This window comes from Escherichia sp. MOD1-EC5990 (assembly GCF_002965285.1).
Lineage (GTDB): Bacteria > Pseudomonadota > Gammaproteobacteria > Enterobacterales > Enterobacteriaceae > Escherichia > Escherichia coli_F.
In genome coordinates this window covers 64,716-90,003 of record NZ_PTRV01000001.1, presented here as the reverse complement: position 1 = coordinate 90,003, position 25,288 = coordinate 64,716, and the positions used below count along the sequence as shown (strand labels likewise).

Here is a 25,288-nt window from a genome sequence, read left to right as displayed (position 1 = left end):
TGTTAATGACGCCGATACTCGTTTACCGGGAAATCACCGGATTCAATTTTGGCGATTCCTGCTTCTAATATCGAAATAAATTGTCTGGCAACATCAGTGGTTAACCAGAGCGTCTGACCAACTTCAGTCCCTTCCTGCTCGGACTTATTTGGGGTCTGGTAATGCAAACGCAACATCAGCGCATCATAGCTATCAACGGTGCTGATGTCCCACCCTACGAGCGGATGAGTCTGAATGACTTCATTATTTTTTTCCATCATGGCCCCCTAATTCGTGTTACTAGACAACGTTATTCGAGGTTCAATGCGTTTTTATCTGAAGCAACTTCAGTATACCAATAAGTAAGGGTATTCACCGAATTTTTAAAGGGGGGAACAGATAAATTTTTGCTTTTAAGATTTATATGAACAATAAAACAGCATGTCATTCATATTTTTTTAGCATATTGTGCAATTATTTTGAGGAAGTGTAGGAATTTTGTACTCGAAATTCGTAAGTAAAATAAAAAAGCCGGGGCGACCCGGCAAAAACAAAAATCACTGCATATTATTCGCTGACAAACCAGTCATCGGCGCTTTCCCACGTTTCCTGGAGAATTTCGCTAATGCGCTGTTTATCTTCTTTTGTCGCGCCAATAACCGATAAATTATTCGCTGCGGCATAACGTACCGATACGTGGCCTTCATTATCAGGAAACGCATACTGAATACGGCGGGAAAGTTCGCCAGCCAGGGCGTCAATAGCCCCAGCTGGCAATGGAGAAGTTTTCGCTATGGTGACTTCAATTCGCATAATAGCCCCCTGTTGAATATACTGGTTATTTATACAGTCAAAATAACCTAATGACAACAGGAAGCTACGATTTTTATTGTTTAACGGACCAGCGTACCGTTTCCCCGGCGAGGAATGGCACCAGTGTGTCATCAGTCAATGCGATGCTTTCAGCAACCTGTTGCTCTTCGCGGACTAGTTCGATGAATGTGTCGTTGACCGGCAAGCCATAGTACTGTGGGCCGTTTACAGAACAGAATGCTTCAAAGTGCTGCAGAGCATTCATCTCTTCAAAGACGGTAGCGTAACTGCCCAGCGCGGTTGGGGCGTTGAAGCAGCCCGCGCAGCCGCAGCTGCTCTCTTTGCGATGACGTGCATGCGGCGCAGAATCCGTACCGAGGAATACGCGATTAAAACCGCTGGCGACCAGTTCACGCAGTGCCTGTTGGTGAATATTGCGTTTGAGGATGGGTAGACAATACAGGTGTGGACGCACGCCACCAACCAGCATATGGTTACGGTTAAACATCAGATGCTGAGGAGTGATGGTGGCCGCCAGACGTTCATTTCCGTCACGGACATAGTCGGCAGCTTCTTTGGTGGTGATGTGCTCAAAAACGACTTTCAGCGCGGTCAGGCGCTGGCGAAGCGGTTCCATTACGCTTTCTATAAAGCGCGCCTCACGATCAAAAATGTCGATATCTGCATGTGTCACTTCACCATGCACCAGTAGCGGCATACCGATTTTTTCCATGCGCTCAAGTACCGGCATGATTTCATCAACCGACGTCACGCCGTGGCTGGAGTTAGTGGTTGCGTTTGCGGGGTAAAGTTTTGCAGCGGTGAACACGCCTTCGTTAAATCCACGTTCCAGCTCATTAGGGTCCAGCGAATCTGTTAAATAACAGGTCATCAACGGGGTGAAATCGTGCCCGGCAGGTACGGCGTCGAGAATACGCTGGCGATATGCCACGGCAGCCTCAACGGTTGTCACGGGCGGAGCCAGATTGGGCATTACGATAGCCCGTCCATATATTTCGCTGGTATAAGGCACGACAGTTTTTAACATGTCGCCATCGCGGAGGTGAAGGTGCCAGTCGTCTGGGCGGCGGATCTTTAATACCTGGGATGGTGCAGTCATTAATCTCTATGCTCCGGCTGAAGGGATGTTTTTGCCGGACACAAAGGATAAGCGGAAACGTTTTCCTTTGCACGAAAAATAAAGGGCGCAAATGCGCCCTCGTGATTAATCAGTAAACGGAATGACAATTTCACCAGGCTTCACTTCAATACCTTTCGCCAGTTTCTTCGCCATTGCTTCGCCCTTACTGCCATCTTCGCGCAGGACATAAGCAGGTTGCTGGTTAAAGTAATTGCGTAATGCCTGGTTCAAATAGGGAAGCAACGTTTGCATCACCGTTTGCATTTTTTCCGGTTGTACCGTCGCATCGACTACTTCCATCTCTTTCAGGAAGATCGCGCCTTTTTCTTTATCAAACACAGGCAGCGCTTTCAGCTTCAGTTTCATGGTCGCTTTCTGGCTACCGAACAGGGAGTTCATGTCCAGATTGGCGTCTCCGGTTAGGGTAACCTTATTCGGCTCTTCGCGACCAATTTGGCTGGTCAGGTTTGTCAGAACAATATGGGCGTCAGCCACGCCGGGTAAACCGATATCTTTTGAGAAATTATTATGTTTCGCAAGCGACTGGTTAATTTCTTGTTCGGTGATGGTGTATTGGGTGAGTTGATTACAGCCAACGAGCAGGCCACTGACGAACAATACAGCGGCAAATAAAAACTTGTTCATGGTAGTCCTCGACATGAAATCTGCGTCAATATCCTGACACAACGCAGCATGTGTCACCAGCGATAAACTCGCCAGCAGAAAAAACTGAAAACGGCGGCAACCCGCGAATACAGGCTGCCGCGGCGGGTCAGGATTAAATCGCCATTGATGATAACAAATTGATTTGTGTCTGTTTCGCCATATTATCGCGGTAATCAGCAACGCGGCTTGGCCAGTTGATTCCGGCTACTAGCGTCAGATTACGCAGGAGCGGAAATAGCTGAATATCGTCTTCCGAAAGTTCGCCATTCACGGCGTTCGGTTTGACGATAAGTTTGTCCAGCGCACGTAAATCATCGCTGATATTCTTAATCAGACCGTCAGAGTGGGCCAGCAGGTCGGCAAAATTACCCGCGCTGGCTTCTTTCTTGTCGACAAAATATTTGCGCGCGGCGGGAGTAGAAAACTCATCAAATGCCGATTTGGCAAAACGCGGTAACAGCAGTTTGTTGGCGTAGCCGTTGACCTTGCGCAGCCATTCTTCAATGGCAGGTGAACGTTTGCCGGTCAGTAACGGTTTGCCGTCGAGTTTATCGACATAGTGAACGATGTCCATGCTTTCTGGCATATAGCGGCTGTCATCTTTTTGCAGAATGGGAACCTGTTTTTGACCGACCATCCGGGTGGGTGTTTCTGCGTCGTCATTGAGCAGAACATGTAATTCGACGGGGATATTTTTCAGGCCGAAAATCATGCGGGCTTTGAGGCAGTAAGGGCAGTGATCGTAAATGTATAGCTTCACGTGACTCCTCCATTTGGCTGTCAGTTCACTTTCAGTATGGAGGAGTCAGGGGGGAGTATCAAATCAGGCGTCGCGTTCCAGCAAACGACGCGCGGTGCGTTTCTGGCTAAACTGCCAACCCAGCGCAAGGAAAGTGAAGATGCCAATAATTCCCAGCATCATCCACGGAAGCTCTGGTTGGTGCGCTGATTTACCCAAGTCAAATAGCCAGCCACCACCGATATAACCAATCGCGCCGCCAATCGCCAGACCCAGACGGCTAAACCCCATATAGCTGCCGCGTGCTCTTGCATCTGCCAGCGAAGCACTTAAGGTTTCGCGCGCAGGCTCAGCAATGATCGACCCGATATAAAACAGACAAATCAGAGTGAAAAGTTGTTGTAGCCCGCTGACCATACCCACTGGCATCATGCTTAATGACATTATTAATAGCCCAGCCATCAATCGGTGTTCCAGACGAAAATGTTTTTCACTCCAGCGGGCGATAGGGTAGAGCAACGTTAACGACAGACACGCCTCAATGGCATACATCCATTTAACGGCAGACGGCGCGCCCGCGACGTCGTTGACCATGATCGGCAGCATCAGCATCACTTGTACAGCCAGCATGTAGTAACCCGCCAGCGTCAGTACATAGGTGACAAAACGCTTGTCGCGCATCACGCGGGTCATGCCTTCGCGAACGGGCGTGCGTACGGTGGAGAGTTTCCATGCCGGTAACAACCACGCATTGAACGCTGCACACAGCACAAACAAAACGGCTCCTGTGGCGCAGACCAGGCGAAAGTCGTATTGCAACAGCCAGCTCCCCAACAATGCGCCAATGACCGCACCGGCACTGTCCTGCATCATTAACAGCGAGAAAAAACGACCACGCTGTTGTGGACGGATTAGTTTCACCACCAGCGCCGAACGCGGAGGATCAAACAACGTGCCGCCGAGTCCCGAAAGCAGGCATGAAAACCACAGTAGCCACGGTTCGTGGGCGATACCCATTGTGGCGAATCCGGCGGCACGCATCAGCATACCGGTGACAATCATCGGTTTGGCACCAAAGCGGTCGGCAATTGCGCCGCCGAAAATACCCAGACCTTGCTGAATAAACTGGCGTAGGCCGAGGGCAATACCGACCATGACGGCGGCCCAGCCCATTTGATCAACGAAGCGGATAGAGATCAGCGGGAAGACAACATAGAACCCCAGCACGACCAGCATATTATCGATGAGCAGGAAATATTTACCCAGGTTCCTCGCCTGCGACACGCGGGACATTTCCCCTCCCGGGAAATAAAAGATGAGCACTTTCTATTCTGCATTGCCGTTAAGACTTTTCCCATCACTTCGGGGACAATATTTTTTTATCAAAACGTCGCTTTGATAGAGAGTTTTTATCAAATATGTGAATAATGCAGAAAACGGCATTCTGGACTTTTCACAGGGTCTGGTTGCGCAGGTATAGTAATACTTACAGCGTATTAAAGACGTTACGGGAAGGAGTAGGTATAGAATGTTTGGCTATCGCAGTAACGTGCCAAAAGTGCGCTTAACCACTGACCGACTGGTCGTGCGTCTGGTGCATGATCGTGATGCCTGGCGTCTTGCGGATTATTACGCAGAGAATCGCCATTTCCTCAAGCCCTGGGAGCCAGTGCGCGACGAAAGCCACTGCTATCCTTCAGGATGGCAGGCCAGGCTGGGGATGATTAACGAATTTCATAAACAAGGTTCAGCTTTCTACTTTGGCCTTTTCGACCCGGACGAAAAAGAGATTATTGGCGTTGCCAATTTTTCCAATGTTGTTCGCGGCTCTTTTCATGCCTGCTATCTCGGTTATTCGATTGGGCAAAAATGGCAGGGCAAAGGACTCATGTTTGAAGCCCTGACCGCCTCCATTCGTTATATGCAGCGCACCCAACATATTCATCGCATTATGGCCAACTATATGCCGCACAATAAACGCAGCGGTGATTTACTGGCACGATTGGGTTTTGAAAAAGAAGGCTATGCGAAAAACTATCTGTTGATTGATGGACAATGGCGCGATCATGTTCTGACGGCATTAACCACCCCAGACTGGACGCCTGGCCGCTAAGGAGAATCTCATGAAATATCAACTTACTGCTCTGGAAGCCCGCGTGATTGGCTGCTTGCTGGAAAAGCAGGTGACCACGCCGGAGCAATACCCGCTATCAGTAAATGGTGTAGTAACGGCCTGTAATCAGAAAACGAACCGTGAACCGGTCATGAATCTGAGTGAATCTGAAGTGCAGGAGCAGCTGGATAATCTGGTCAAACGTCATTATCTACGCACGGTGAGCGGTTTTGGTAATCGGGTCACCAAATATGAGCAACGTTTTTGTAATTCAGAATTTGGCGATCTGAAACTGAGCGCCGCAGAAGTAGCGTTAATCACCACGTTGTTATTGCGTGGTGCCCAGACACCGGGAGAACTGCGCAGTCGCGCCGCGCGAATGTATGAGTTCAGCGATATGGCGGAAGTGGAGTCGACGCTGGAACAACTGGCGAATCGCGAAGATGGTCCTTTTGTGGTGCGTCTGGCCCGCGTACCGGGTAAACGCGAAAGCCGCTACATGCATCTTTTCAGTGGTGAGGTTGAAGATCAGCCGGCGGTAACGGATACGTCGAACGCGGTTGACGGTGATTTACAGGCCCGCGTCGAAGCTCTGGAAATCGAAGTGGCAGAACTGAAACAGCGTCTTGATTCGTTGCTGGCCCATCTGGGAGATTAAAGTGAAAAAATTACGTATCGGCGTAGTGGGGTTAGGCGGCATCGCGCAAAAGGCGTGGTTACCGGTGCTGGCGGCAGCGTCTGACTGGACGTTACAAGGTGCGTGGTCGCCAACGCGCGCGAAAGCCCTGCCAATTTGTGAAAGCTGGCGCATTCCTTATGCCGATTCGTTATCCAGCCTTGCTGCCTGTTGTGACGCTGTTTTTGTGCATTCCAGCACCGCCAGCCACTTTGACGTGGTCAGTGCGTTACTCAATGCGGGAGTACATGTCTGTGTCGATAAACCGCTGGCAGAAAATCTGCGCGATGCTGAACGGCTGGTTGAACTGGCGGCGCGGAAAAAACTGACGTTGATGGTCGGTTTTAACCGTCGTTTCGCACCACTCTACGGTGAGTTAAAAACGCAACTCGCCACCGCAGCCTCGCTAAGAATGGATAAACATCGTAGCAATAGTGTCGGGCCACACGATCTTTATTTCACGTTGCTGGATGATTATCTGCATGTGGTGGATACCGCGCTGTGGTTGTCGGGCGGTAAAGCCTCTCTGGATGGCGGTACGCTACTGACTAATGACGCTGGCGAAATGCTGTTTGCCGAGCACCATTTTTCGGCCGGTCCTTTGCAGATCACCACCTGTATGCATCGCCGTGCCGGAAGTCAGCGTGAAACCGTGCAGGCCGTGACTGACGGTGCGCTCATCGACATTACGGATATGCGCGAATGGCGTGAGGAGCGCGGGCAGGGCGTAGTGCATAAACCGATTCCTGGTTGGCAGAGTACTCTTGTGCAACGTGGATTTGTCGGCTGTGCGCGGCACTTCATTGAATGCGTGCAAAATCAGACAGTTCCGCAAACCGCCGGCGAACAGGCCGTGCTGGCGCAACGTATCGTTGACAAGATCTGGCGCGATGCGATGAGTGAATAAACCCTGTAACATCTGGCGGTAGCAATTCACCATAATCCAGGTAGACTATTCGCCTCTTTCAGCGCCTGCCTTGCAGGCGTTTTGCCCGTGGGTCTGGATTAGAACACCGATGAATTTATTAAAATCGCTGGCCGCCGTCAGCTCGATGACCATGTTTTCGCGTGTGCTTGGCTTCGCACGTGACGCAATTGTCGCCAGAATCTTTGGCGCAGGGATGGCAACAGACGCCTTTTTCGTCGCATTTAAACTTCCTAACTTGTTGCGCCGTATCTTTGCCGAAGGGGCATTTTCCCAGGCATTTGTACCGATTCTGGCGGAATATAAAAGCAAGCAGGGTGAAGACGCCACGCGGGTCTTCGTCTCTTATGTTTCTGGCTTGCTGACACTCGCACTGGCGGTTGTGACGGTCGCCGGGATGCTCGCCGCGCCGTGGGTGATCATGGTGACCGCGCCGGGTTTTGCTGACACGGCCGACAAATTTGCCCTGACTACCCAGTTATTACAGATTACCTTTCCTTATATCTTGCTGATTTCCCTGGCGTCGCTGGTGGGTGCGATTCTGAATACCTGGAACCGCTTCTCGATTCCGGCATTTGCTCCAACGCTGCTTAACATCAGCATGATTGGCTTCGCGCTGTTTGCCGCACCGTACTTTAATCCTCCGGTGCTGGCGCTGGCATGGGCTGTTACGGTCGGCGGCATCCTACAGCTGGTGTATCAGCTACCGCATTTGAAGAAGATCGGCATGCTGGTTTTGCCACGCATTAACTTCCACGATGCCGGGGCAATGCGCGTGGTGAAACAGATGGGACCAGCGATCCTTGGCGTCTCTGTGAGCCAGATCTCCTTAATCATCAACACCATTTTTGCCTCGTTTCTTGCTTCCGGTTCGGTGTCGTGGATGTATTACGCCGACCGCCTAATGGAGTTTCCGTCCGGTGTACTGGGCGTGGCGCTTGGCACCATTTTGCTGCCGTCACTGTCGAAAAGTTTTGCCAGCGGCAATCATGATGAATACAACCGTTTGATGGACTGGGGGCTGCGTCTTTGTTTCCTGTTGGCACTGCCGAGTGCGGTTGCGTTGGGCATTCTTTCAGGCCCGTTAACCGTTTCGCTGTTCCAGTACGGTAAATTTACCGCCTTTGATGCGCTGATGACCCAGCGGGCGTTGATTGCCTACTCGGTGGGTTTGATTGGTCTGATTGTCGTGAAAGTGTTGGCTCCTGGCTTTTATTCCCGCCAGGACATTAAAACGCCAGTGAAAATTGCCATCGTTACGCTTATTTTGACGCAATTGATGAACCTGGCGTTTATCGGCCCGTTGAAACATGCCGGGCTGTCCCTTTCTATTGGTCTGGCGGCGTGTCTGAATGCTTCTCTGCTTTACTGGCAGTTGCGTAAGCAGAAAATCTTTACCCCGCAACCCGGCTGGATGCCGTTTCTGTTGCGTCTGGTGGTGGCGGTACTGGTGATGTCTGGCGTGCTTTTAGGTATGTTACATATCATGCCAGAGTGGTCACTGGGTACTATGCCCTGGCGTTTACTGCGTTTAATGGCGGTCGTGCTGGCGGGAATTGCCGCGTACTTCGCTGCACTGGCGGTGTTGGGCTTCAAAGTTAAAGAGTTTGCCCGTCGGACGGTATAACAATGCATTCCGGCCTGCACTGCAGGCCGGAAATAATCTTCAGATCGAAATCTTTTTACTGCCGCGATGGGGTATTGATGTCTGACCGTTCGCCCCGTACAGCGTCGGTTCCTGATGCGGTTTTAACATTTCCAGCGCCTGTTGATTGCGCTCAATCTGTCCTTCCAGTAACCAGCCATTATGTTGATTCATTTGACGTAGTTGCTGAGTTTGCACCGTAATTTCCTGCCAACGTTGACTAATATCAACGCTATTTTCTGCATTGGGTTCTTTTCTGCGTAACTGTTCGAGGTAATCCAACGTCGCCAGCAGTGAGCTTTTTTGTTCTGTAATCCATTGCAACTGGCTGCCGTTGATCTGCCCCATTGAGAGATGTTGCTGCTCTTGATCCATTACCGTTTTGAGATCGTTAAGCACTGCGGACATCTGGTCGAGGATCTCTGCAAGACGCGTCATACGATCAGTTACTCTGCAAGTCTTGCTGCGCTTCGTTGATTAGCGCATCGGCAATTTTGCCAGTGTCCATTTTTAGTTCACCGTTACGAATCGCCAGTTTTAACGCTTCGACACGTTCAAGATTGATATCACTGCTGCCGGGTTGCATTAGTTTTGCTTGCGCGTCGCTTAACGTCACACTGGTGCTGGTGGCGGCGGTTGTTTTTGCCGCCCGGGTATTCGTTACCGGCGCGTCAGTGGTTTCACGCGGTTGAACGGTGCTTACGGGCTTCAGAGGTGAAGTGCGGTCAATACTCATGGTTTATTCCTCATTGAGGGCGCTTTTATCATGTGTTGCTTATTTATCGGCATGGGTCGGGTAATCTTTAACAGGTTACAGGTTTATAAGAATATTCCCATCTGCATCTACAACGCCACTGATCACTTGCCCCGATACCATCCGCACCCGTGCATTCTGTGCGACGGCAGCATTGTTCAACGCCTGACCTTCAGCGTTGGCGCTAAATCCATCACCGTTGGCGATCACGTTGACGCGTTGTCCCGCTTTTACACGCCAGGCCTGGCGCAACTGGGTTAATTGGATAGGCTGTTCGGGTGATAGATCGCGCAGGCTAACGGCATCAATAAGTTGATTGATATCCAACACAGTACGCGGCGGCAAGGTGTCCAGTCGTCCGCGTTTCAGTTTTACATTGCCAGCTTCCAGCTTTCCTCCCCGCACAATGGGCATCGCGGCAACCACATAATTTCCTGTGGCCTGTACATTGACTTGCAAATATCGTTTGTCGTTACCGCAGCGTGCCAGCACATTCACATTTCCCCACTGGCGGGAATTATTGCTTATCGAAAGCAGTGGTTGCTCGCACGGCGGAAGTAGATGGGGCGATGTACGAATAGAAACACGAACCTCATCACTTACTCCCGCGAGCTGGGCGCTAAAAAAGGTTTGTAACTGCGATGTGAGATTGCTCGCCGCACTTAACGGACTGAACAGTATCGCAATGATCGCCACGCTACGTTTTATTGTCAGCATTTTCGCTCCCAGCCATTTCTACAACGTGAATTGTACCTGTACGCAATGACCATCAACGGCATAAATAGCGACCCATTTTGCGTTTATTCCGCCGATAACGCGCGCGTAAAGGCATTTAAGCTGATGGCAGAATTTTGATACCTGCGGAGGAGATATGCTCGATAAGCTCGACGCCGCCTTACGTTTTCAACAAGAGGCGCTCAATCTGCGCGCCCAGCGTCAGGAAGTGCTGGCAGCAAACATCGCCAATGCCGATACCCCTGGTTATCAGGCACGCGATATCGATTTTGCCAGTGAACTTAAAAAGGTCATGCAGCGTGGACGGGATGAAACCAGCATGGTTGCGCTGACGATGACCTCAACGCAACACATTCCGGCGCAGGCGCTGACGCCTCCTACCGCAGAACTGCAATACCGTATTCCGGACCAGCCTTCGCTGGACGGTAATACCGTCGATATGGATCGCGAACGCACTCAGTTTGCCGATAACAGCCTGCAATACCAGATGAGCCTTAGCGCGTTGAGCGGGCAAATCAAAGGCATGATGAACGTTTTACAGAGCGGAAATTAACGGATGGCACTGCTGAACATTTTTGATATCGCCGGGTCGGCGTTAACTGCCCAGTCCCAGCGCCTGAATGTGGCGGCCAGTAATCTGGCGAATGCTGATAGCGTGACCGGTCCCGATGGACAGCCATATCGGGCAAAACAGGTGGTATTCCAGGTGAACGCTGCGCCAGGCGCTGCGACAGGCGGCGTAAAGGTTGCCGATGTTATAGAAAGTCAGGCTCCGGACAAACTGGTTTATGAACCGGGTAATCCGCTGGCGGATGCAAAGGGCTACGTGAAAATGCCAAACGTTGATGTCGTCGGGGAGATGGTTAACACCATGTCAGCATCACGCAGCTATCAGGCCAATGTTGAAGTGCTCAACACGGTGAAAAGCATGATGCTGAAAACCCTTACGCTTGGTCAATAAAGGAGAAATCTATGTCCATTGCGGTAACCACCACCGATCCGACAAATACCGGCGTCAGCACCACCAGCAGTAGCTCACTCACGGGTAGCAACGCCGCAGATTTACAAAGCAGTTTTCTGACTTTGCTGGTGGCGCAGCTGAAAAACCAGGACCCGACCAATCCAATGGAAAACAACGAGCTGACGTCGCAATTGGCACAAATCAGCACGGTCAGCGGGATTGAAAAACTCAATACCACGCTCGGATCTATTTCCGGACAGATTGATAACAGCCAGTCGTTACAGGCCAGTAACCTGATCGGTCACGGTGTGATGATCCCCGGCACCACAGTTCTTGCCGGAACCGGCAGTGAAGAAGGGGCTGTGACCACGACCACACCGTTTGGTGTTGAGTTGCAGCAGGCGGCAGACAAAGTTACGGCCACCATCACCGATAAAAACGGCGCGGTTGTCCGTACCATTGATATCGGTGAACTGACTGCCGGAGTCCACAGTTTCACCTGGGACGGTACGTTGACTGACGGCAGCACTGCGCCGAACGGTTCTTACAATGTAGCGATTAGCGCCAGTAGCGGTGGTACACAACTGGTTGCCCAGCCGCTGCAGTTTGCTCTGGTGCAGGGGGTGATCCGCGGCAACAACGGTAATACGCTGGATCTCGGCACTTACGGCACCACCACCCTCGACGAAGTACGGCAGATAATTTAAAGCCCTCAAATTTCAGGAGTCAGTCATGGCCTTTTCTCAAGCGGTTAGCGGATTAAACGCTGCCGCCACCAACCTCGATGTTATTGGCAACAATATCGCCAACTCCGCCACCTACGGCTTTAAATCAGGCACGGCCTCTTTTGCCGATATGTTTGCCGGTTCGAAAGTGGGACTGGGGGTAAAAGTTGCCGGTATCACTCAGGACTTTACCGATGGCACGACCACCAACACTGGGCGAGGTCTGGACGTTGCTATAAGCCAGAATGGTTTTTTCCGTCTGGTAGACAGCAATGGTTCGGTTTTTTACAGCCGTAATGGACAATTTAAGCTTGATGAAAATCGTAACCTGGTGAATATGCAAGGTTTACAGCTGACAGGTTACCCGGCAACCGGTACGCCGCCGACTATTCAGCAAGGGGCGAATCCGACCAATATTTCGATCCCGAATACCCTGATGGCAGCGAAAACTACCACCACGGCATCGATGCAGATCAACCTGAATTCCAGTGATCCGCTTCCCTCTGTTAAAGCATTTGATGCCAGCAATGCGGATAGCTATAACAAAAAAGGTTCGGTGACTGTTTTCGATAGTCAGGGTAATGCTCATGACATGAGCGTTTATTTTGTGAAGACCGGGGATAATAACTGGGATGTTTACACCCTGGATAGCAGTGATCCAAAAGGCACAGCTAACCCTGCAACGACGCTGGTGTTTAATGCCAATGGCGTTCTGACCTCAGATCCAACAAAGGATATTACCACCGGCGCAATTAACGGCGCAGATCCCGCCACGTTTAGCCTGAGCTTCCTCAACTCCATGCAGCAAAATACCGGTGCTAACAACATTGTGGCAACCACCCAGAACGGCTACAAACCGGGCGATCTGGTGAGTTATCAAATCAATGATGACGGTACGGTTGTCGGCAACTATTCCAACGAACAAACCCAACTGCTGGGGCAGATTGTACTGGCGAACTTTGCCAACAACGAAGGTCTGGCATCCGAAGGCGACAACGTCTGGTCTGCGACGCAATCTTCTGGCGTGGCGCTGTTGGGGACAGCCGGGACGGGCAACTTTGGCACCCTGACCAACGGTGCGCTGGAAGCGTCCAACGTCGATCTCAGTAAAGAACTGGTCAATATGATCGTTGCCCAGCGTAACTATCAGTCTAACGCCCAGACCATCAAAACCCAGGACCAGATCCTCAACACGCTGGTTAACTTACGCTAATCGCTGACGGGATAGCTCAATGGATCACGCAATTTATACCGCGATGGGGGCAGCCAGCCAGACGCTGAATCAACAGGCGGTGACCGCCAGTAATCTGGCCAATGCCTCAACGCCCGGTTTTCGCGCGCAGTTAAACGCCTTGCGCGCAGTGCCGGTGGAAGGGCTTTCACTGCCTACGCGCACGCTGGTAACGGCGTCAACGCCGGGTGCAGACATGACGCCCGGCAAGATGGATTACACCTCGCGCCCGCTGGACGTTGCGTTGCAGCAGGATGGCTGGCTGGCCGTGCAGACCGATGACGGCAGCGAAGGGTATACGCGTAATGGCAGCATTCAGGTTGATCCCACCGGGCAACTGACAATTCAGGGGCATCCGGTGATCGGCGAGGCGGGGCCAATTGCTGTGCCGGAAGGGGCGGAAATCACTGTTGCTGCCGATGGCACAATCTCGGCGCTGAATTCTGGCGATCCGGCAAATACTGTCGCGCCAGTGGGGCGTCTGAAGCTGGTGAAAGCCACGGGCAGCGAAGTGCAGCGCGGTGACGACGGCATTTTTCGTTTAAGCGCAGAAAGCCAGGCTACGCGTGGGCCGGTACTGCAGGCAGATCCAACCTTACGTGTGATGTCGGGGGTTCTGGAAGGCAGTAACGTCAATGCCGTTGCGGCAATGAGCGACATGATTGCCAGCGCGCGGCGTTTTGAAATGCAGATGAAGGTGATCAGCAGCGTCGATGATAACGCAGGCCGTGCCAACCAACTGCTGTCGATGAGTTAATTGAACGGATTCATGACAAACGTAAGTTGCCCGGTGTGCAAACTTATCGGTCTACGGGGTACATCGCAATTTATTGATTTTTCTATACCTTGTAGGCCGGATAAGGCGTTTACGCCGCATCCGGCATGAAGACATATGCATTTTGTCAATAATCCACCACAGGACATTTTATGATCAGTTCATTATGGATCGCCAAAACGGGCCTTGACGCCCAGCAAACCAATATGGACGTCATTGCCAACAACCTGGCAAACGTCAGTACCAACGGTTTTAAGCGCCAGCGGGCCGTTTTTGAAGATCTGCTTTACCAAACCATCCGCCAGCCGGGGGCACAGTCTTCCGAACAAACCACCTTGCCATCCGGGTTGCAAATCGGCACGGGGGTACGTCCGGTCGCCACTGAACGCTTACACAGCCAGGGCAACCTGTCGCAGACCAACAACAGTAAAGACGTCGCGATTAAAGGGCAGGGCTTTTTTCAGGTGATGTTGCCAGATGGCTCATCAGCCTATACCCGCGACGGCTCTTTCCAGGTGGATCAGAACGGGCAACTGGTGACGGCTGGTGGTTTTCAGGTGCAGCCAGCGATCACCATTCCGGCGAATGCGTTAAGTATCACCATCGGTCGTGATGGCGTGGTCAGCGTAACCCAACAAGGCCAGGCAGCTCCGGTTCAGGTTGGGCAGCTCAATCTCACCACCTTTATGAATGATACCGGACTGGAGAGTATTGGCGAAAATCTCTACACCGAAACGCAATCCTCCGGTGCACCGAACGAAAGCACGCCGGGCCTGAACGGCGCGGGACTGCTGTATCAAGGGTATGTTGAAACGTCTAACGTCAACGTGGCGGAAGAACTGGTCAATATGATTCAGGTGCAACGCGCTTACGAAATCAACAGTAAAGCGGTATCCACCACCGATCAGATGCTGCAAAAACTGACGCAACTCTAAGGCATAACCGGTGGCAGATTCACCGGTTTACTGATTTTTGAAGATGATAGCCATGCAAAAAAACGCTGCGCATACTTATGCCATTTCCAGCTTGTTGGTGCTTTCACTAACCGGCTGCGCCTGGATACCCTCCACGCCGCTGGTACAGGGGGCGACGAGTGCACAACCGGTTCCCGGCCCGACGCCCGTCGCCAACGGTTCTATTTTCCAGTCTGCTCAGCCGATTAACTATGGCTATCAACCGCTGTTTGAAGATCGTCGACCACGCAATATTGGCGATACGCTGACCATCGTGTTGCAGGAGAACGTCAGCGCCAGCAAAAGCTCCTCTGCGAATGCCAGCCGTGACGGTAAAACTAATTTTGGCTTTGATACTGTGCCGCGCTATTTGCAGGGGCTGTTTGGTAACGCTCGTGCCGATGTCGAAGCCTCCGGTGGTAACACGTTCAACGGAAAAGGCGGGGCCAATGCCAGCAATACCTTTAGCGGCACGTTGACGGTGACGGTTGACCAGGTACTGGTCAACGGCAACCTGCATGTGGTGGGTGAAAAACAGATCGCCATTAATCAGGGTACCGAATTTATTCGCTTCTCTGGTGTAGTTAATCCTCGCACCATCAGCGGCAGTAATACCGTACCGTCTACTCAGGTGGCGGATGCGCGCATTGAATACGTAGGCAATGGCTACATTAACGAAGCGCAAAATATGGGCTGGTTGCAGCGTTTCTTCCTTAACCTGTCGCCAATGTAAGTGAGGCTGTGGTGATTAAATTTCTCTCTGCATTAATTCTTCTACTGGTTATCACGGCAGCTCAGGCTGAGCGTATTCGCGATCTCACCAGTGTTCAGGGGGTAAGGCAAAACTCACTGATTGGCTATGGCCTGGTGGTGGGGCTGGATGGCACTGGTGACCAGACAACTCAGACGCCGTTTACCACACAAACGCTTAATAACATGCTCTCACAGCTGGGAATTACCGTTCCGACGGGCACTAATATGCAGCTAAAAAACGTCGCTGCGGTAATGGTGACGGCGTCACTTCCACCGTTTGGACGTCAGGGGCAAACCATTGACGTGGTGGTTTCTTCCATGGGAAATGCCAAAAGTCTGCGTGGCGGTACGTTATTGATGACACCGCTTAAGGGCGTTGACAGTCAGGTGTATGCGCTGGCACAGGGCAATATTCTGGTTGGCGGCGCAGGGGCCTCCGCTGGCGGTAGCAGTGTTCAGGTGAACCAACTGAACGGTGGACGGATCACCAATGGTGCGGTTATTGAACGTGAATTGCCCAGCCAGTTTGGCGTCGGGAATACCCTTAATTTGCAACTTAACGACGAAGATTTCAGTATGGCGCAGCAAATCGCTGACACCATCAACCGCGTGCGTGGATATGGCAGCGCCACCGCGTTAGATGCGCGGACTATTCAGGTGCGCGTACCGAGTGGCAACAGTTCCCAGGTCCGTTTCCTTGCCGATATCCAGAATATGCAGGTTAATGTTACCCCGCAGGACGCTAAAGTAGTGATTAACTCGCGCACTGGTTCGGTGGTGATGAATCGCGAAGTGACCCTCGACAGCTGCGCGGTAGCGCAGGGGAATCTCTCGGTTACGGTAAATCGGCAGGCCAATGTCAGCCAGCCAGATACACCGTTTGGTGGCGGGCAGACTGTGGTTACTCCACAAACGCAGATCGATTTACGCCAGAGCGGCGGTTCGCTGCAAAGCGTACGTTCCAGCGCCAGCCTCAATAACGTGGTGCGTGCGCTCAATGCGCTGGGCGCTACGCCGATGGATCTGATGTCCATACTGCAATCAATGCAAAGTGCGGGATGTCTGCGGGCAAAACTGGAAATCATCTGATGATCAGCGACAGCAAACTACTGGCAAGTGCGGCCTGGGATGCACAATCGCTCAACGAACTTAAGACGAAAGCGGGCGAAGATCCGGCGGCAAATATCCGTCCGGTGGCCCGCCAGGTGGAAGGGATGTTCGTGCAGATGATGTTGAAAAGCATGCGCGACGCTTTACCAAAAGATGGCCTGTTCAGCAGCGAGCACACTCGCCTGTATACCAGTATGTATGACCAGCAGATTGCCCAACAGATGACGGCGGGCAAAGGTCTGGGGCTGGCAGAGATGATGGTTAAACAGATGACGCCAGAACAACCATTGCCAGATGAGTCCACGCCAGCAGCACCGATGAAATTCCCGCTCGAAACCGTGGTGCGTTATCAAAATCAGACGCTTTCGCAGCTGGTGCAAAAGGCCGTACCACGTAACTACGATGATTCGCTGCCGGGTGACAGTAAAGCATTCCTCGCGCAACTCTCGTTGCCCGCCCAACTGGCAAGCCAGCAAAGCGGTGTGCCACATCATTTGATCCTCGCTCAGGCGGCGCTGGAATCTGGCTGGGGACAACGGCAAATCCGCCGTGAAAACGGCGAGCCGAGCTATAACCTGTTTGGCGTCAAAGCCTCTGGCAACTGGAAAGGGCCAGTCACTGAAATCACCACGACTGAATATGAAAATGGCGAAGCGAAGAAAGTAAAAGCGAAGTTTCGGGTCTACAGCTCGTATCTGGAAGCATTGTCGGATTACGTTGGGCTATTAACACGTAACCCGCGCTACGCTGCCGTGACGACCGCCGCGAGTGCGGAGCAGGGGGCGCAGGCCCTACAGGACGCGGGCTATGCCACCGATCCTCACTATGCCCGCAAACTCACCAGCATGATTCAGCAGATGAAATCGATAAGCGACAAGGTGAGCAAAACCTACAGCATGAACATTGATAATCTGTTCTGAATAACTCAAGTCCGGCGGGTCGCTGCCGATAATACTCTGTAATTGAAGGCTTATAAGGAACCTCCATGTCCAGCTTGATCAATAACGCCATGAGCGGACTGAACGCGGCCCAGGCGGCGTTAAATACGGCAAGTAATAATATCTCCAGCTATAACGTTGCCGGATATACCCGCCAAACCACTATTATGGCGCAGGCCAACAGCACGTTGGGCGCGGGTGGCTGGGTTGGCAATGGTGTCTACGTTTCCGGTGTGCAGCGTGAGTATGATGCTTTTATTACCAACCAGTTACGTGCGGCTCAGACGCAAAGTAGCGGCCTGACTGCCCGCTATGAGCAGATGTCGAAAATCGACAATATGCTCTCCACCAGTACCTCTTCGCTGGCAACACAGATGCAGGATTTCTTCACCAGCCTGCAAACGCTGGTGAGTAACGCGGAAGATCCGGCAGCGCGCCAGGCGCTGATTGGGAAATCAGAAGGGTTGGTGAATCAGTTTAAAACCACCGATCAATATCTGCGCGACCAGGACAAACAGGTCAATATCGCGATAGGTGCCAGCGTTGATCAGATCAACAATTACGCTAAACAAATCGCCAGCCTGAACGATCAGATCTCCCGCCTGACAGGCGTGGGGGCAGGGGCGTCACCTAACAATCTGCTGGATCAACGCGATCAACTGGTGAGCGAATTAAACCAGATTGTTGGCGTAGAAGTCAGCGTTCAGGATGGTGGCACTTATAACATCACGATGGCCAATGGCTACTCACTGGTTCAGGGAAGTACGGCGCGGCAACTTGCGGCAATTCCTTCCAGCGCCGACCCTTCTCGTACGACTGTCGCTTATGTTGATGGGACTGCGGGCAATCTTGAGATCCCGGAGAAATTGCTGAATACCGGGTCACTGGGCGGTATTCTGACATTTCGTTCTCAGGATCTCGACCAGACGCGTAATACGCTCGGACAACTGGCGCTGGCATTTGCCGAGGCTTTCAATGCCCAACATAACAAGGGGTATGATGCCAATGGTAAAGAAGGGGAGGATTTCTTTGCTATCGGTAAGCCCGCGGTTCTGCAAAATACTAACAACAATGGTAGCGTTGCGATCGGTGCCACGGTAACCGATGCCTCCGCGGTACTGGCGACAGATTACAAAATCTCGTTCGATAATAATCAGTGGCAGGTCACCCGCCTTGCCAGCAATACCACTTTTACGGTGACGCCGGATGCTAACGGTAAAGTGGCATTTGATGGTCTGGAGTTGACGTTTACAGGAACGCCTGCCGTTAATGACAGCTTCACACTGAAACCGGTAAGTGACGCCATCGTCAACATGGATGTATTAATCACCGACGAAGCGAAAATCGCCATGGCGAGCGCAGAAGATGCGGGTGATAGCGACAACCGCAACGGTCAGGCCCTGCTGGATCTGCAAAGTAACAGTAAAACGGTGGGCGGTGCGAAATCCTTTAACGACGCTTATGCCTCGTTAGTGAGTGATATCGGTAATAAAACCGCAACGTTGAAAACCAGTAGCACCACGCAAGGTAATGTGGTGACGCAGCTTTCCAATCAGCAGCAGTCGATTTCTGGTGTCAATCTCGACGAGGAGTACGGAAATCTGCAACGTTTTCAGCAGTATTACCTCGCGAATGCGCAGGTTCTGCAGACGGCAAACGCGATTTTTGATGCGCTGATTAACATTCGCTAAGGGGAGATAAAATGCGTTTCAGTACCCAGATGATGTACCAGCAAAACATGCGTGGCATCACCAATTCTCAGGCCGAATGGATGAAGTACGGCGAACAGATGTCGACGGGTAAGCGAGTCGTTAACCCTTCAGATGATCCCATTGCTGCATCACAAGCTGTTGTTCTCTCCCAGGCACAGGCGCAAAACAGTCAGTACACGCTGGCGCGTACTTTCGCCACTCAAAAAGTGTCACTGGAAGAGAGTGTGCTTAGCCAAGTCACCACTGCTATCCAGAATGCTCAGGAAAAAATTGTCTACGCCAGCAATGGCACCTTGAGTGATGATGACCGGGCGTCGTTGGCAACCGATATCCAGGGTATTCGTGACCAGTTGCTGAATCTGGCGAACACTACGGATGGTAACGGGCGCTACATTTTTGCCGGTTATAAAACAGAAACTGCGCCGTTTAGTGAGGCAGACGGCGAATATGTTGGCGGAGCAGAAAGTATTAAACAACAGGTCGATGCTTCGCGTTCGATGGTGATAGGGCACACGGGTGACAAAATTTTCGACAGTATTACCAGCAACGCGGTAGCGGAACCAGACGGTAGCGCTTCTGAAACCAATCTTTTTGCCATGCTGGATAGCGCCATCGCAGCCCTGAAAACGCCGGTCGCGGAAAGCGAAGCGGATAAAGAAACCGCCGCTGCGGCACTGGATAAAACCAACCGCGGACTGAAAAACTCGCTGAACAATGTGCTGACCGTTCGCGCGGAATTAGGCACGCAGCTGAACGAACTGGAGTCGCTGGATTCATTAGGTAGCGATCGCGCTTTAGGGCAAACGCAGCAGATGAGCGATCTGGTTGATGTGGACTGGAATGCAACTATTTCATCTTACATCATGCAGCAAACGGCATTGCAGGCATCGTATAAAGCATTTACCGATATGCAGGGATTGTCGCTGTTCCAGCTCAACAAATAAGCTCGCTTTAAAACATATCATGAAACTGGGTATGTTTTGTCTGCCCGCTCTGGGATCGCCGGGGCGGGCATTTTTTTGCCTATTTTGTATTGTTGGTTAGCAAGGATGCCATTCGATGAATTTTAATATGTTGATTTAAAGATGAAATAAAAAAGCCCTGGCAGTTACCAGGGCTTGATTACTTGAGCTAATTATTACTCAACAGGTTGCGGACGCGCAGGAGCGGCAGATGCATGATGCGTTGCCGTATGACCACCTGCGGCACCTTTACCTTCGAAGGTAAAAGCAGGGCGCTGCCAGTCACTGTGACGCGGTGCCTCCGGAACATATTCCGGTGCCGGAGCGCGCGTCATTGGCGCGGTAGCGTGGTTATGCTCAACGGTGACCTCAGGTTCAACCGCAGCTACCGTTTCAACTTCTGCTGCGACTTCAGCGACGACTGGCGCGGCAGGTTGAGCAACAACTTCAGGCTCAGCAACCACAACCTCAGCAGTTTCGGCAACTTCTTCAATATCAGCCGTCTCTTCCTGCGGTTCAACCACCGGTTCTGCGTGTTCTGCAACTTCCTGGGCTACGGCAACATCAGACTCGGTAATCACCTGCGGCTGTTCAGTTGCCGCGGCGGCAATCACTTCAGGATGCGTCGTTTCAACCACTTCCGGTTGCGGTTCGGTAACCTGAACGGGGGCTTCTACGACTTCAGCCACTTCTTCAACAATCGGTGCGCTAACAACCGGTTCGACAGCGGCGGCGACAGGGACCTCAGTCACCATCGGTTGCACTTGTACTTCTTCCTGTTCGCGCTGCTCTTCAACCTGTACATCTTGCGGACGTACAATCGGATAGCGGATCCAGACTTTGCCAGAGGCCAGTTCCGGAGACGCGCACGCTACGGTTAACGGCATTGGCGACTGGGTCGGGTAACGCTCGTCACGATAGCGACGACGACGCTGACCACTTACGCGCAGGTGACGAGGCGAGCGGCGAGAGCGACGCGGCATGCCACCGTTATCACGGTTATCAGCATTGTTCTCTTCCTGCTGTTCCGGCGCAGTTTGCGCTACGACTGGCAGCGGGACTTTCGCCAGTTCTGTACGCGGAGCAGGCACTTCCTGAACGATGGTTTCGGCAGCGGCAGTTTCTTCAACCACTGGTGCGGCTACCGTTTCTTCGGCTACGCTTTGCTCGTAACGCACTTTCTGATTCAGCTGGCGCTGTTTACGACGCGGCTGAACCGGACGTACACGTTCTTCCTGTTCGGTTTCCTGAACAGATTGCTCTTCAACATTCAGCGCTTTCGCTTCTTGTTGCGCTTGACGTTTATCATCATTACGGCGGCGGCTACGTTCACGACGCGGTGCTTGCTGCTCGTCGGTGGTACGCGCTTTTTCCGTTACCTCAGCCTGCTGACGGCTCTCACGCGTCTCGGCAGTCTGCTGCTGTGCCTGGCGACGATTACGGCGGTTTTCTTCGCGATTATCGCTGCCTTCATTACGTTCGCTACGTGTGTCGCGGCGTTCATTTCGGTCACGACGGTTGTTCTGACGTGGCTTACGGCGGTCCTGTTGACGTTCCGGTTTCGTTTCAGTTTTCGGTGCCGGTTGCTCGGTCGGTTTGGTTTCTTCACCACCGCTGAACAGCGCTTTCAGTGCGCCGAAGAAGCGGCTTAACAGCCCTGGTTGTGCAGGAGCTGCTGGTGTTGTTGATGCAGCTTTAGGTGCTGGGGCTGCGACAGGCGCGGCAGGTTCAGCTGGCGTTGGCGCTGGCGGCACATCCGGCATGGCAAACGTTGCCAGCGCAGGTTGTTCCGGACGCTTACGTTCAGCGAACTCTTCTTCAGACGGCAGCGCCATCGCTTCTTCATGCAGCTTCGGCAGCATGTAGCTTAAGGTTGGGGTTTCTTCCCCTTTGCGTACGCGCAGCACATGGTAGTGCGGGGTTTCCATCTGATCGTTTGGCACAATCACACAGCGCACGCCGTCCTGACGAGTTTCAATGGCATTTACCGCAGAGCGTTTTTCGTTCAGCAGGTAAGAAGCGATTGGTACAGGAACAATGGCATGCACTTCCTGAGTGTTCTCTTTCAGCGCTTCTTCTTCAATCAGACGCAGAATAGAGAGCGACAGGGATTCGTTGTCACGCACGGTGCCGGTACCGGAGCAGCGCGGGCAGACGTGATGGCTGGATTCACCCAATGATGGGCTCAGGCGCTGACGGGACATTTCCAGCAGGCCAAAGCGAGAAATATGGCTGATTTGAATACGCGCACGGTCCTGACGCACCGCTTCACGCAGACGGTTTTCTACCGCACGCTGGTGGCGGACTGGCGTCATGTCAATGAAGTCGATAACAATCAGGCCGCCGAGGTCACGCAGGCGCAGCTGACGAGCAATCTCATCGGCAGCTTCGAGGTTGGTGTTAAACGCGGTTTCTTCGATATCGCCGCCGCGGGTTGCGCGTGCGGAGTTGATATCGATGGCAGTTAACGCTTCAGTGCTGTCGATAACAATAGAACCACCAGACGGCAGACGGACTTCACGCTGGAAGGCGGACTCGATCTGCGACTCGATCTGGTAGTGGCTGAACAGTGGAATTTCACCAGTGTACAGCTTGATTTTGCTGCTGAAATCCGGGCGACCTAATGCAGCGATATGCTGACGCGCCAGTTCGAGCACTTTCGGGTTATCGATAAGGATTTCGCCGATGTCCTGACGTAAGTAATCGCGGAATGCGCGAACGATTACGTTGCTCTCCTGATGGATCAGGAACGGGGCAGGGCGGCTTTCAGCGGCTTTTTTAATAGCTTCCCAGTGTTTCAGACGGAAGCTTAAATCCCATTGCAGCGCCTCAGCAGATTTGCCGACGCCAGCGGTGCGCACGATAAGCCCCATGCCTTCCGGCAGTTCAAGGCTTGCCAGTGCTTCTTTTAATTCGGTACGGTCGTCGCCTTCGATACGGCGAGAAATACCACCCGCGCGCGGGTTGTTCGGCATCAGAACCAGATAGCTACCTGCCAGGCTGATAAAGGTGGTCAGTGCTGCGCCTTTGTTACCGCGCTCTTCTTTATCAATCTGAACAATAACTTCCTGACCTTCACGCAACACATCTTTAATGTTGGGACGGCCATGAGCACTGTAGTTAGCAGGGAAATATTCGCGGGCAATTTCTTTAAGTGGGAGGAAACCGTGACGTTCAGCGCCGTAATCAACAAAAGCAGCTTCCAGACTCGGTTCAATGCGGGTGATTTTACCTTTGTAGATGTTTGCCTTTTTCTGTTCGTGCCCTGGACTTTCGATATCCAGGTCATACAGACGCTGCCCATCTACAAGGGCAACGCGCAACTCTTCCTGCTGAGTTGCGTTGATTAACATTCTTTTCATCGTAACTTACTCATTATTCTTACATTGACGACTAAGCTGCGGGCAAAGTAACGCCTTTCCGGGTGTGAACCGATGGCCTCGTGTCTAGTCGCGTCGCCAACCTCACGGTTATCGTCAGCTCAAAGAGGCGCAGAGTGTCGGTTGCCCGTTTTTCATGCGGAAAAACAGCGCAATTATCAAAGAAACAGACTGGGTATTACTCTCCAGAAATATTTCCATCTACCGGTAAGGACTGCAACCCGCAGCCCGCTAACTGCCTGAAAGATCAATACGTCTTACGCCATTGCTGCGTGGATGATCGGTCGGGCAAAATGGGTTATTCCGTAAAATTTCTTGTTTTAACAAGGATGGACACGGAAACGTTCTCATTATTCCACTGCAAGCCTTGTTATAGCAAGATGACTTTTACCATTTATCACCCGCTTACTCACAGTTTTTTCACTTCTTAATGGTGATTGGTTTAATAACCATCAATAAAGTGATGACGTAGTGAAGTAATAAGGTGCAAAACTAAATATAAGCATAGAAAAATGAGTGGCGCGAATCCTGTTGGCTAATTAGAATCGCCCACCATGAAAACAGAGACTCCATCCGTAAAAATTGTTGCTATCACCGCGGACGAAGCGGGGCAACGTATCGACAACTTTTTGCGTACCCAATTGAAAGGCGTACCTAAAAGTATGATTTACCGTATTTTGCGTAAAGGCGAAGTGCGGGTGAACAAAAAACGTATTAAGCCTGAATATAAACTCGAAGCAGGTGATGAGGTGCGTATTCCACCGGTTCGCGTTGCTGAACGTGAAGAGGAGGCGGTTTCGCCACATCTGCAAAAGGTGGCGGCGCTGGCGGACGTCATCTTATATGAAGATGAGCATATCCTGGTGCTGAATAAACCTTCCGGTACGGCAGTACATGGCGGCAGTGGTTTAAGCTTCGGCGTTATCGAAGGTTTACGGGCGTTGCGCCCGGAAGCGCGGTTCCTTGAACTGGTACATCGTCTCGACCGGGACACTTCCGGTGTGTTGCTGGTAGCGAAAAAACGATCGGCGTTGCGTTCTCTGCATGAGCAATTACGTGAAAAAGGGATGCAAAAAGATTACCTGGCGCTGGTGCGCGGTCAGTGGCAGTCGCATGTGAAGAGCGTACAAGCGCCGTTGCTGAAAAATATTCTGCAAAGCGGCGAACGTATCGTGCGTGTGAGTCAGGAAGGCAAACCGTCGGAAACACGCTTTAAAGTGGAAGAACGCTATGCTTTTGCCACCCTGGTGCGTTGTAGCCCGGTAACAGGGCGTACTCATCAGATCCGTGTGCATACACAGTATGCGGGTCATCCGATTGCCTTTGACGATCGCTACGGTGACCGTGAATTTGATAGACAGCTCACTGAAGCAGGCACGGGATTAAATCGTCTGTTCCTGCACGCCGCAGCGTTGAAGTTTACCCATCCGGGAACCGGTGAGGTGATGCGTATCGAAGCGCCGATGGATGAGGGGTTGAAGCGTTGTTTGCAGAAACTGCGTAACGCGCGCTAATACGTGCATATAAGCCTGATAATGGGCGGTTGGCCTGATAAGGCGTTTACGCCGCATCAGGCCGCCAGCACCGATTGCCGGATGCGAC

The 25,288-nt window shown here is 52.1% G+C and carries 26 protein-coding genes; 16 read left to right on the top strand and 10 right to left on the bottom strand.

What is annotated here, in order from left to right; translation table 11 throughout:
* Positions 1-2 precede the first annotated feature (2 nt).
* The 6 genes from bssS to mdtH all read right to left on the bottom strand — a co-directional run bounded on the left by bssS (position 3) and on the right by mdtH (position 4,631).
* Positions 3-257, bottom strand: a complete 255-nt coding sequence (gene bssS, locus BEB42_RS00495) for a biofilm formation regulator BssS (RefSeq protein WP_000414437.1) — start codon at positions 255-257, stop codon at positions 3-5.
* Positions 258-546: 289 nt separating this feature from the next.
* A complete protein-coding gene (gene dinI, locus BEB42_RS00485; RefSeq protein WP_001217754.1) occupies positions 547-792 on the bottom strand; it encodes a DNA damage-inducible protein I in 246 nt (81 codons plus the stop codon).
* A gap of 73 nt (positions 793-865) precedes the next feature.
* Positions 866-1,912 (bottom strand): dihydroorotase, encoded by a 1,047-nt coding sequence (pyrC, locus tag BEB42_RS00480; RefSeq protein ID WP_000126549.1) that lies wholly within the window; start codon positions 1,910-1,912, stop codon positions 866-868.
* 105 nt (positions 1,913-2,017) lie between these two features.
* Positions 2,018-2,578, bottom strand: coding sequence for a lipoprotein (locus tag BEB42_RS00475; protein WP_001353288.1), 561 nt, complete (start codon positions 2,576-2,578; stop codon positions 2,018-2,020).
* 133 nt (positions 2,579-2,711) lie between these two features.
* Complete coding sequence (gene grxB, locus BEB42_RS00470; RefSeq protein ID WP_000780912.1) at positions 2,712-3,359, bottom strand: glutaredoxin 2; 648 nt, start codon at positions 3,357-3,359, stop codon at positions 2,712-2,714.
* Between the two features lie 63 nt (positions 3,360-3,422).
* Positions 3,423-4,631: a multidrug efflux MFS transporter MdtH gene (gene mdtH / locus BEB42_RS00465; protein ID WP_105267108.1), complete on the bottom strand. Its 1,209-nt coding sequence runs from the start codon at positions 4,629-4,631 to the stop codon at positions 3,423-3,425.
* Between the two features lie 235 nt (positions 4,632-4,866).
* Here mdtH and rimJ point away from each other — a divergent pair, with 235 nt between their 5' ends.
* The 4 genes from rimJ (at position 4,867) to murJ (ending at position 8,679) form a co-directional block, all read left to right on the top strand.
* On the top strand, positions 4,867-5,451 hold the full coding sequence (rimJ, locus tag BEB42_RS00460) for a ribosomal protein S5-alanine N-acetyltransferase (protein WP_000468191.1): 585 nt from the start codon (positions 4,867-4,869) through the stop codon (positions 5,449-5,451).
* Positions 5,452-5,461: 10 nt separating this feature from the next.
* A complete protein-coding gene (locus tag BEB42_RS00455) occupies positions 5,462-6,109 on the top strand; it encodes a YceH family protein (protein WP_000877125.1) in 648 nt (215 codons plus the stop codon).
* Position 6,110: 1 nt separating this feature from the next.
* Positions 6,111-7,034: a Gfo/Idh/MocA family protein gene (locus tag BEB42_RS00450; RefSeq protein WP_105267107.1), complete on the top strand. Its 924-nt coding sequence runs from the start codon at positions 6,111-6,113 to the stop codon at positions 7,032-7,034.
* A 109-nt stretch (positions 7,035-7,143) separates the two neighbouring features.
* A complete protein-coding gene (gene murJ, locus BEB42_RS00445; protein ID WP_001050688.1) occupies positions 7,144-8,679 on the top strand; it encodes a murein biosynthesis integral membrane protein MurJ in 1,536 nt (511 codons plus the stop codon).
* Positions 8,680-8,718: 39 nt separating this feature from the next.
* On the opposite strand, the gene flgN is transcribed toward murJ, so the two are convergent.
* From flgN to flgA, 3 genes are all read right to left on the bottom strand, one after another.
* Positions 8,719-9,135, bottom strand: a complete 417-nt coding sequence (flgN, locus tag BEB42_RS00440; RefSeq protein WP_000197347.1) for a flagella biosynthesis chaperone FlgN — start codon at positions 9,133-9,135, stop codon at positions 8,719-8,721.
* A gap of 4 nt (positions 9,136-9,139) precedes the next feature.
* Positions 9,140-9,433, bottom strand: coding sequence for a flagellar biosynthesis anti-sigma factor FlgM (gene flgM / locus BEB42_RS00435; RefSeq protein WP_000020882.1), 294 nt, complete (start codon positions 9,431-9,433; stop codon positions 9,140-9,142).
* 75 nt (positions 9,434-9,508) lie between these two features.
* Positions 9,509-10,168: a flagellar basal body P-ring formation chaperone FlgA gene (flgA, locus tag BEB42_RS00430; RefSeq protein WP_000955711.1), complete on the bottom strand. Its 660-nt coding sequence runs from the start codon at positions 10,166-10,168 to the stop codon at positions 9,509-9,511.
* Positions 10,169-10,322: 154 nt separating this feature from the next.
* Between flgA and flgB the strand changes: the two genes are divergently transcribed.
* From flgB to flgL, 11 genes are all read left to right on the top strand, one after another.
* Positions 10,323-10,739, top strand: coding sequence for a flagellar basal body rod protein FlgB (flgB, locus tag BEB42_RS00425; RefSeq protein ID WP_000884705.1), 417 nt, complete (start codon positions 10,323-10,325; stop codon positions 10,737-10,739).
* Positions 10,740-10,742: 3 nt separating this feature from the next.
* Positions 10,743-11,147 carry a flagellar basal body rod protein FlgC gene (gene flgC / locus BEB42_RS00420; protein ID WP_001196460.1) on the top strand — a complete coding sequence of 135 codons (405 nt, stop codon included), beginning with the start codon at positions 10,743-10,745 and terminating at the stop codon, positions 11,145-11,147.
* An 11-nt stretch (positions 11,148-11,158) separates the two neighbouring features.
* Complete coding sequence (flgD, locus tag BEB42_RS00415) at positions 11,159-11,854, top strand: flagellar hook assembly protein FlgD (protein WP_000020488.1); 696 nt, start codon at positions 11,159-11,161, stop codon at positions 11,852-11,854.
* A 25-nt stretch (positions 11,855-11,879) separates the two neighbouring features.
* Positions 11,880-13,085, top strand: a complete 1,206-nt coding sequence (gene flgE, locus BEB42_RS00410) for a flagellar hook protein FlgE (RefSeq protein ID WP_000885843.1) — start codon at positions 11,880-11,882, stop codon at positions 13,083-13,085.
* A 19-nt stretch (positions 13,086-13,104) separates the two neighbouring features.
* Positions 13,105-13,860: a flagellar basal-body rod protein FlgF gene (gene flgF, locus BEB42_RS00405; protein ID WP_000349334.1), complete on the top strand. Its 756-nt coding sequence runs from the start codon at positions 13,105-13,107 to the stop codon at positions 13,858-13,860.
* Between the two features lie 170 nt (positions 13,861-14,030).
* A complete protein-coding gene (gene flgG / locus BEB42_RS00400) occupies positions 14,031-14,813 on the top strand; it encodes a flagellar basal-body rod protein FlgG (RefSeq protein WP_000625837.1) in 783 nt (260 codons plus the stop codon).
* Between the two features lie 52 nt (positions 14,814-14,865).
* The gene (flgH, locus tag BEB42_RS00395) at positions 14,866-15,564 is read left to right on the top strand and encodes a flagellar basal body L-ring protein FlgH (protein WP_001295442.1); all 699 of its coding nucleotides are present in this window, start codon (positions 14,866-14,868) and stop codon (positions 15,562-15,564) included.
* 11 nt (positions 15,565-15,575) lie between these two features.
* Positions 15,576-16,673 carry a flagellar basal body P-ring protein FlgI gene (gene flgI / locus BEB42_RS00390; protein ID WP_000589300.1) on the top strand — a complete coding sequence of 366 codons (1,098 nt, stop codon included), beginning with the start codon at positions 15,576-15,578 and terminating at the stop codon, positions 16,671-16,673.
* Complete coding sequence (gene flgJ, locus BEB42_RS00385; RefSeq protein ID WP_001353287.1) at positions 16,673-17,614, top strand: flagellar assembly peptidoglycan hydrolase FlgJ; 942 nt, start codon at positions 16,673-16,675, stop codon at positions 17,612-17,614. The genes flgI and flgJ overlap by 1 nt, the downstream gene beginning before the upstream one ends.
* Before the next feature lie 65 nt (positions 17,615-17,679).
* Positions 17,680-19,323: a flagellar hook-associated protein FlgK gene (gene flgK, locus BEB42_RS00380; RefSeq protein ID WP_000096445.1), complete on the top strand. Its 1,644-nt coding sequence runs from the start codon at positions 17,680-17,682 to the stop codon at positions 19,321-19,323.
* 11 nt (positions 19,324-19,334) lie between these two features.
* Positions 19,335-20,288 (top strand): flagellar hook-associated protein FlgL, encoded by a 954-nt coding sequence (gene flgL / locus BEB42_RS00375; protein ID WP_001212755.1) that lies wholly within the window; start codon positions 19,335-19,337, stop codon positions 20,286-20,288.
* A 194-nt stretch (positions 20,289-20,482) separates the two neighbouring features.
* Here the strand turns inward: flgL and rne are convergent, their stop codons facing one another.
* Positions 20,483-23,668 carry a ribonuclease E gene (gene rne / locus BEB42_RS00370; RefSeq protein WP_000827353.1) on the bottom strand — a complete coding sequence of 1,062 codons (3,186 nt, stop codon included), beginning with the start codon at positions 23,666-23,668 and terminating at the stop codon, positions 20,483-20,485.
* A gap of 572 nt (positions 23,669-24,240) precedes the next feature.
* Here rne and rluC point away from each other — a divergent pair.
* On the top strand, positions 24,241-25,200 hold the full coding sequence (gene rluC, locus BEB42_RS00360) for a 23S rRNA pseudouridine(955/2504/2580) synthase RluC (protein WP_000846356.1): 960 nt from the start codon (positions 24,241-24,243) through the stop codon (positions 25,198-25,200).
* The last annotated feature ends 88 nt before the right edge of the window (positions 25,201-25,288 follow it).

Bases quoted from the DNA above. Each gene is read 5' to 3' on its own strand.
- bssS (WP_000414437.1), bottom strand. From the start codon at position 257: ATGGAAAAAAATAATGAAGTCATTCAGACTCATCCGCTCGTAGGGTGG.
- dinI (WP_001217754.1), bottom strand. From the start codon at position 792: ATGCGAATTGAAGTCACCATAGCGAAAACTTCTCCATTGCCAGCTGGG.
- pyrC (WP_000126549.1), bottom strand. From the start codon at position 1,912: ATGACTGCACCATCCCAGGTATTAAAGATCCGCCGCCCAGACGACTGG.
- BEB42_RS00475 (WP_001353288.1), bottom strand. From the start codon at position 2,578: ATGAACAAGTTTTTATTTGCCGCTGTATTGTTCGTCAGTGGCCTGCTC.
- mdtH (WP_105267108.1), bottom strand. From the start codon at position 4,631: ATGTCCCGCGTGTCGCAGGCGAGGAACCTGGGTAAATATTTCCTGCTC.
- rimJ (WP_000468191.1), top strand. From the start codon at position 4,867: ATGTTTGGCTATCGCAGTAACGTGCCAAAAGTGCGCTTAACCACTGAC.
- BEB42_RS00455 (WP_000877125.1), top strand. From the start codon at position 5,462: ATGAAATATCAACTTACTGCTCTGGAAGCCCGCGTGATTGGCTGCTTG.
- murJ (WP_001050688.1), top strand. From the start codon at position 7,144: ATGAATTTATTAAAATCGCTGGCCGCCGTCAGCTCGATGACCATGTTT.
- flgN (WP_000197347.1), bottom strand. From the start codon at position 9,135: ATGACGCGTCTTGCAGAGATCCTCGACCAGATGTCCGCAGTGCTTAAC.
- flgM (WP_000020882.1), bottom strand. From the start codon at position 9,433: ATGAGTATTGACCGCACTTCACCTCTGAAGCCCGTAAGCACCGTTCAA.
- flgA (WP_000955711.1), bottom strand. From the start codon at position 10,168: ATGCTGACAATAAAACGTAGCGTGGCGATCATTGCGATACTGTTCAGT.
- flgB (WP_000884705.1), top strand. From the start codon at position 10,323: ATGCTCGATAAGCTCGACGCCGCCTTACGTTTTCAACAAGAGGCGCTC.
- flgC (WP_001196460.1), top strand. From the start codon at position 10,743: ATGGCACTGCTGAACATTTTTGATATCGCCGGGTCGGCGTTAACTGCC.
- flgD (WP_000020488.1), top strand. From the start codon at position 11,159: ATGTCCATTGCGGTAACCACCACCGATCCGACAAATACCGGCGTCAGC.
- flgE (WP_000885843.1), top strand. From the start codon at position 11,880: ATGGCCTTTTCTCAAGCGGTTAGCGGATTAAACGCTGCCGCCACCAAC.
- flgF (WP_000349334.1), top strand. From the start codon at position 13,105: ATGGATCACGCAATTTATACCGCGATGGGGGCAGCCAGCCAGACGCTG.
- flgG (WP_000625837.1), top strand. From the start codon at position 14,031: ATGATCAGTTCATTATGGATCGCCAAAACGGGCCTTGACGCCCAGCAA.
- flgH (WP_001295442.1), top strand. From the start codon at position 14,866: ATGCAAAAAAACGCTGCGCATACTTATGCCATTTCCAGCTTGTTGGTG.
- flgJ (WP_001353287.1), top strand. From the start codon at position 16,673: ATGATCAGCGACAGCAAACTACTGGCAAGTGCGGCCTGGGATGCACAA.
- flgK (WP_000096445.1), top strand. From the start codon at position 17,680: ATGTCCAGCTTGATCAATAACGCCATGAGCGGACTGAACGCGGCCCAG.
- flgL (WP_001212755.1), top strand. From the start codon at position 19,335: ATGCGTTTCAGTACCCAGATGATGTACCAGCAAAACATGCGTGGCATC.
- rne (WP_000827353.1), bottom strand. From the start codon at position 23,668: ATGAAAAGAATGTTAATCAACGCAACTCAGCAGGAAGAGTTGCGCGTT.
- rluC (WP_000846356.1), top strand. From the start codon at position 24,241: ATGAAAACAGAGACTCCATCCGTAAAAATTGTTGCTATCACCGCGGAC.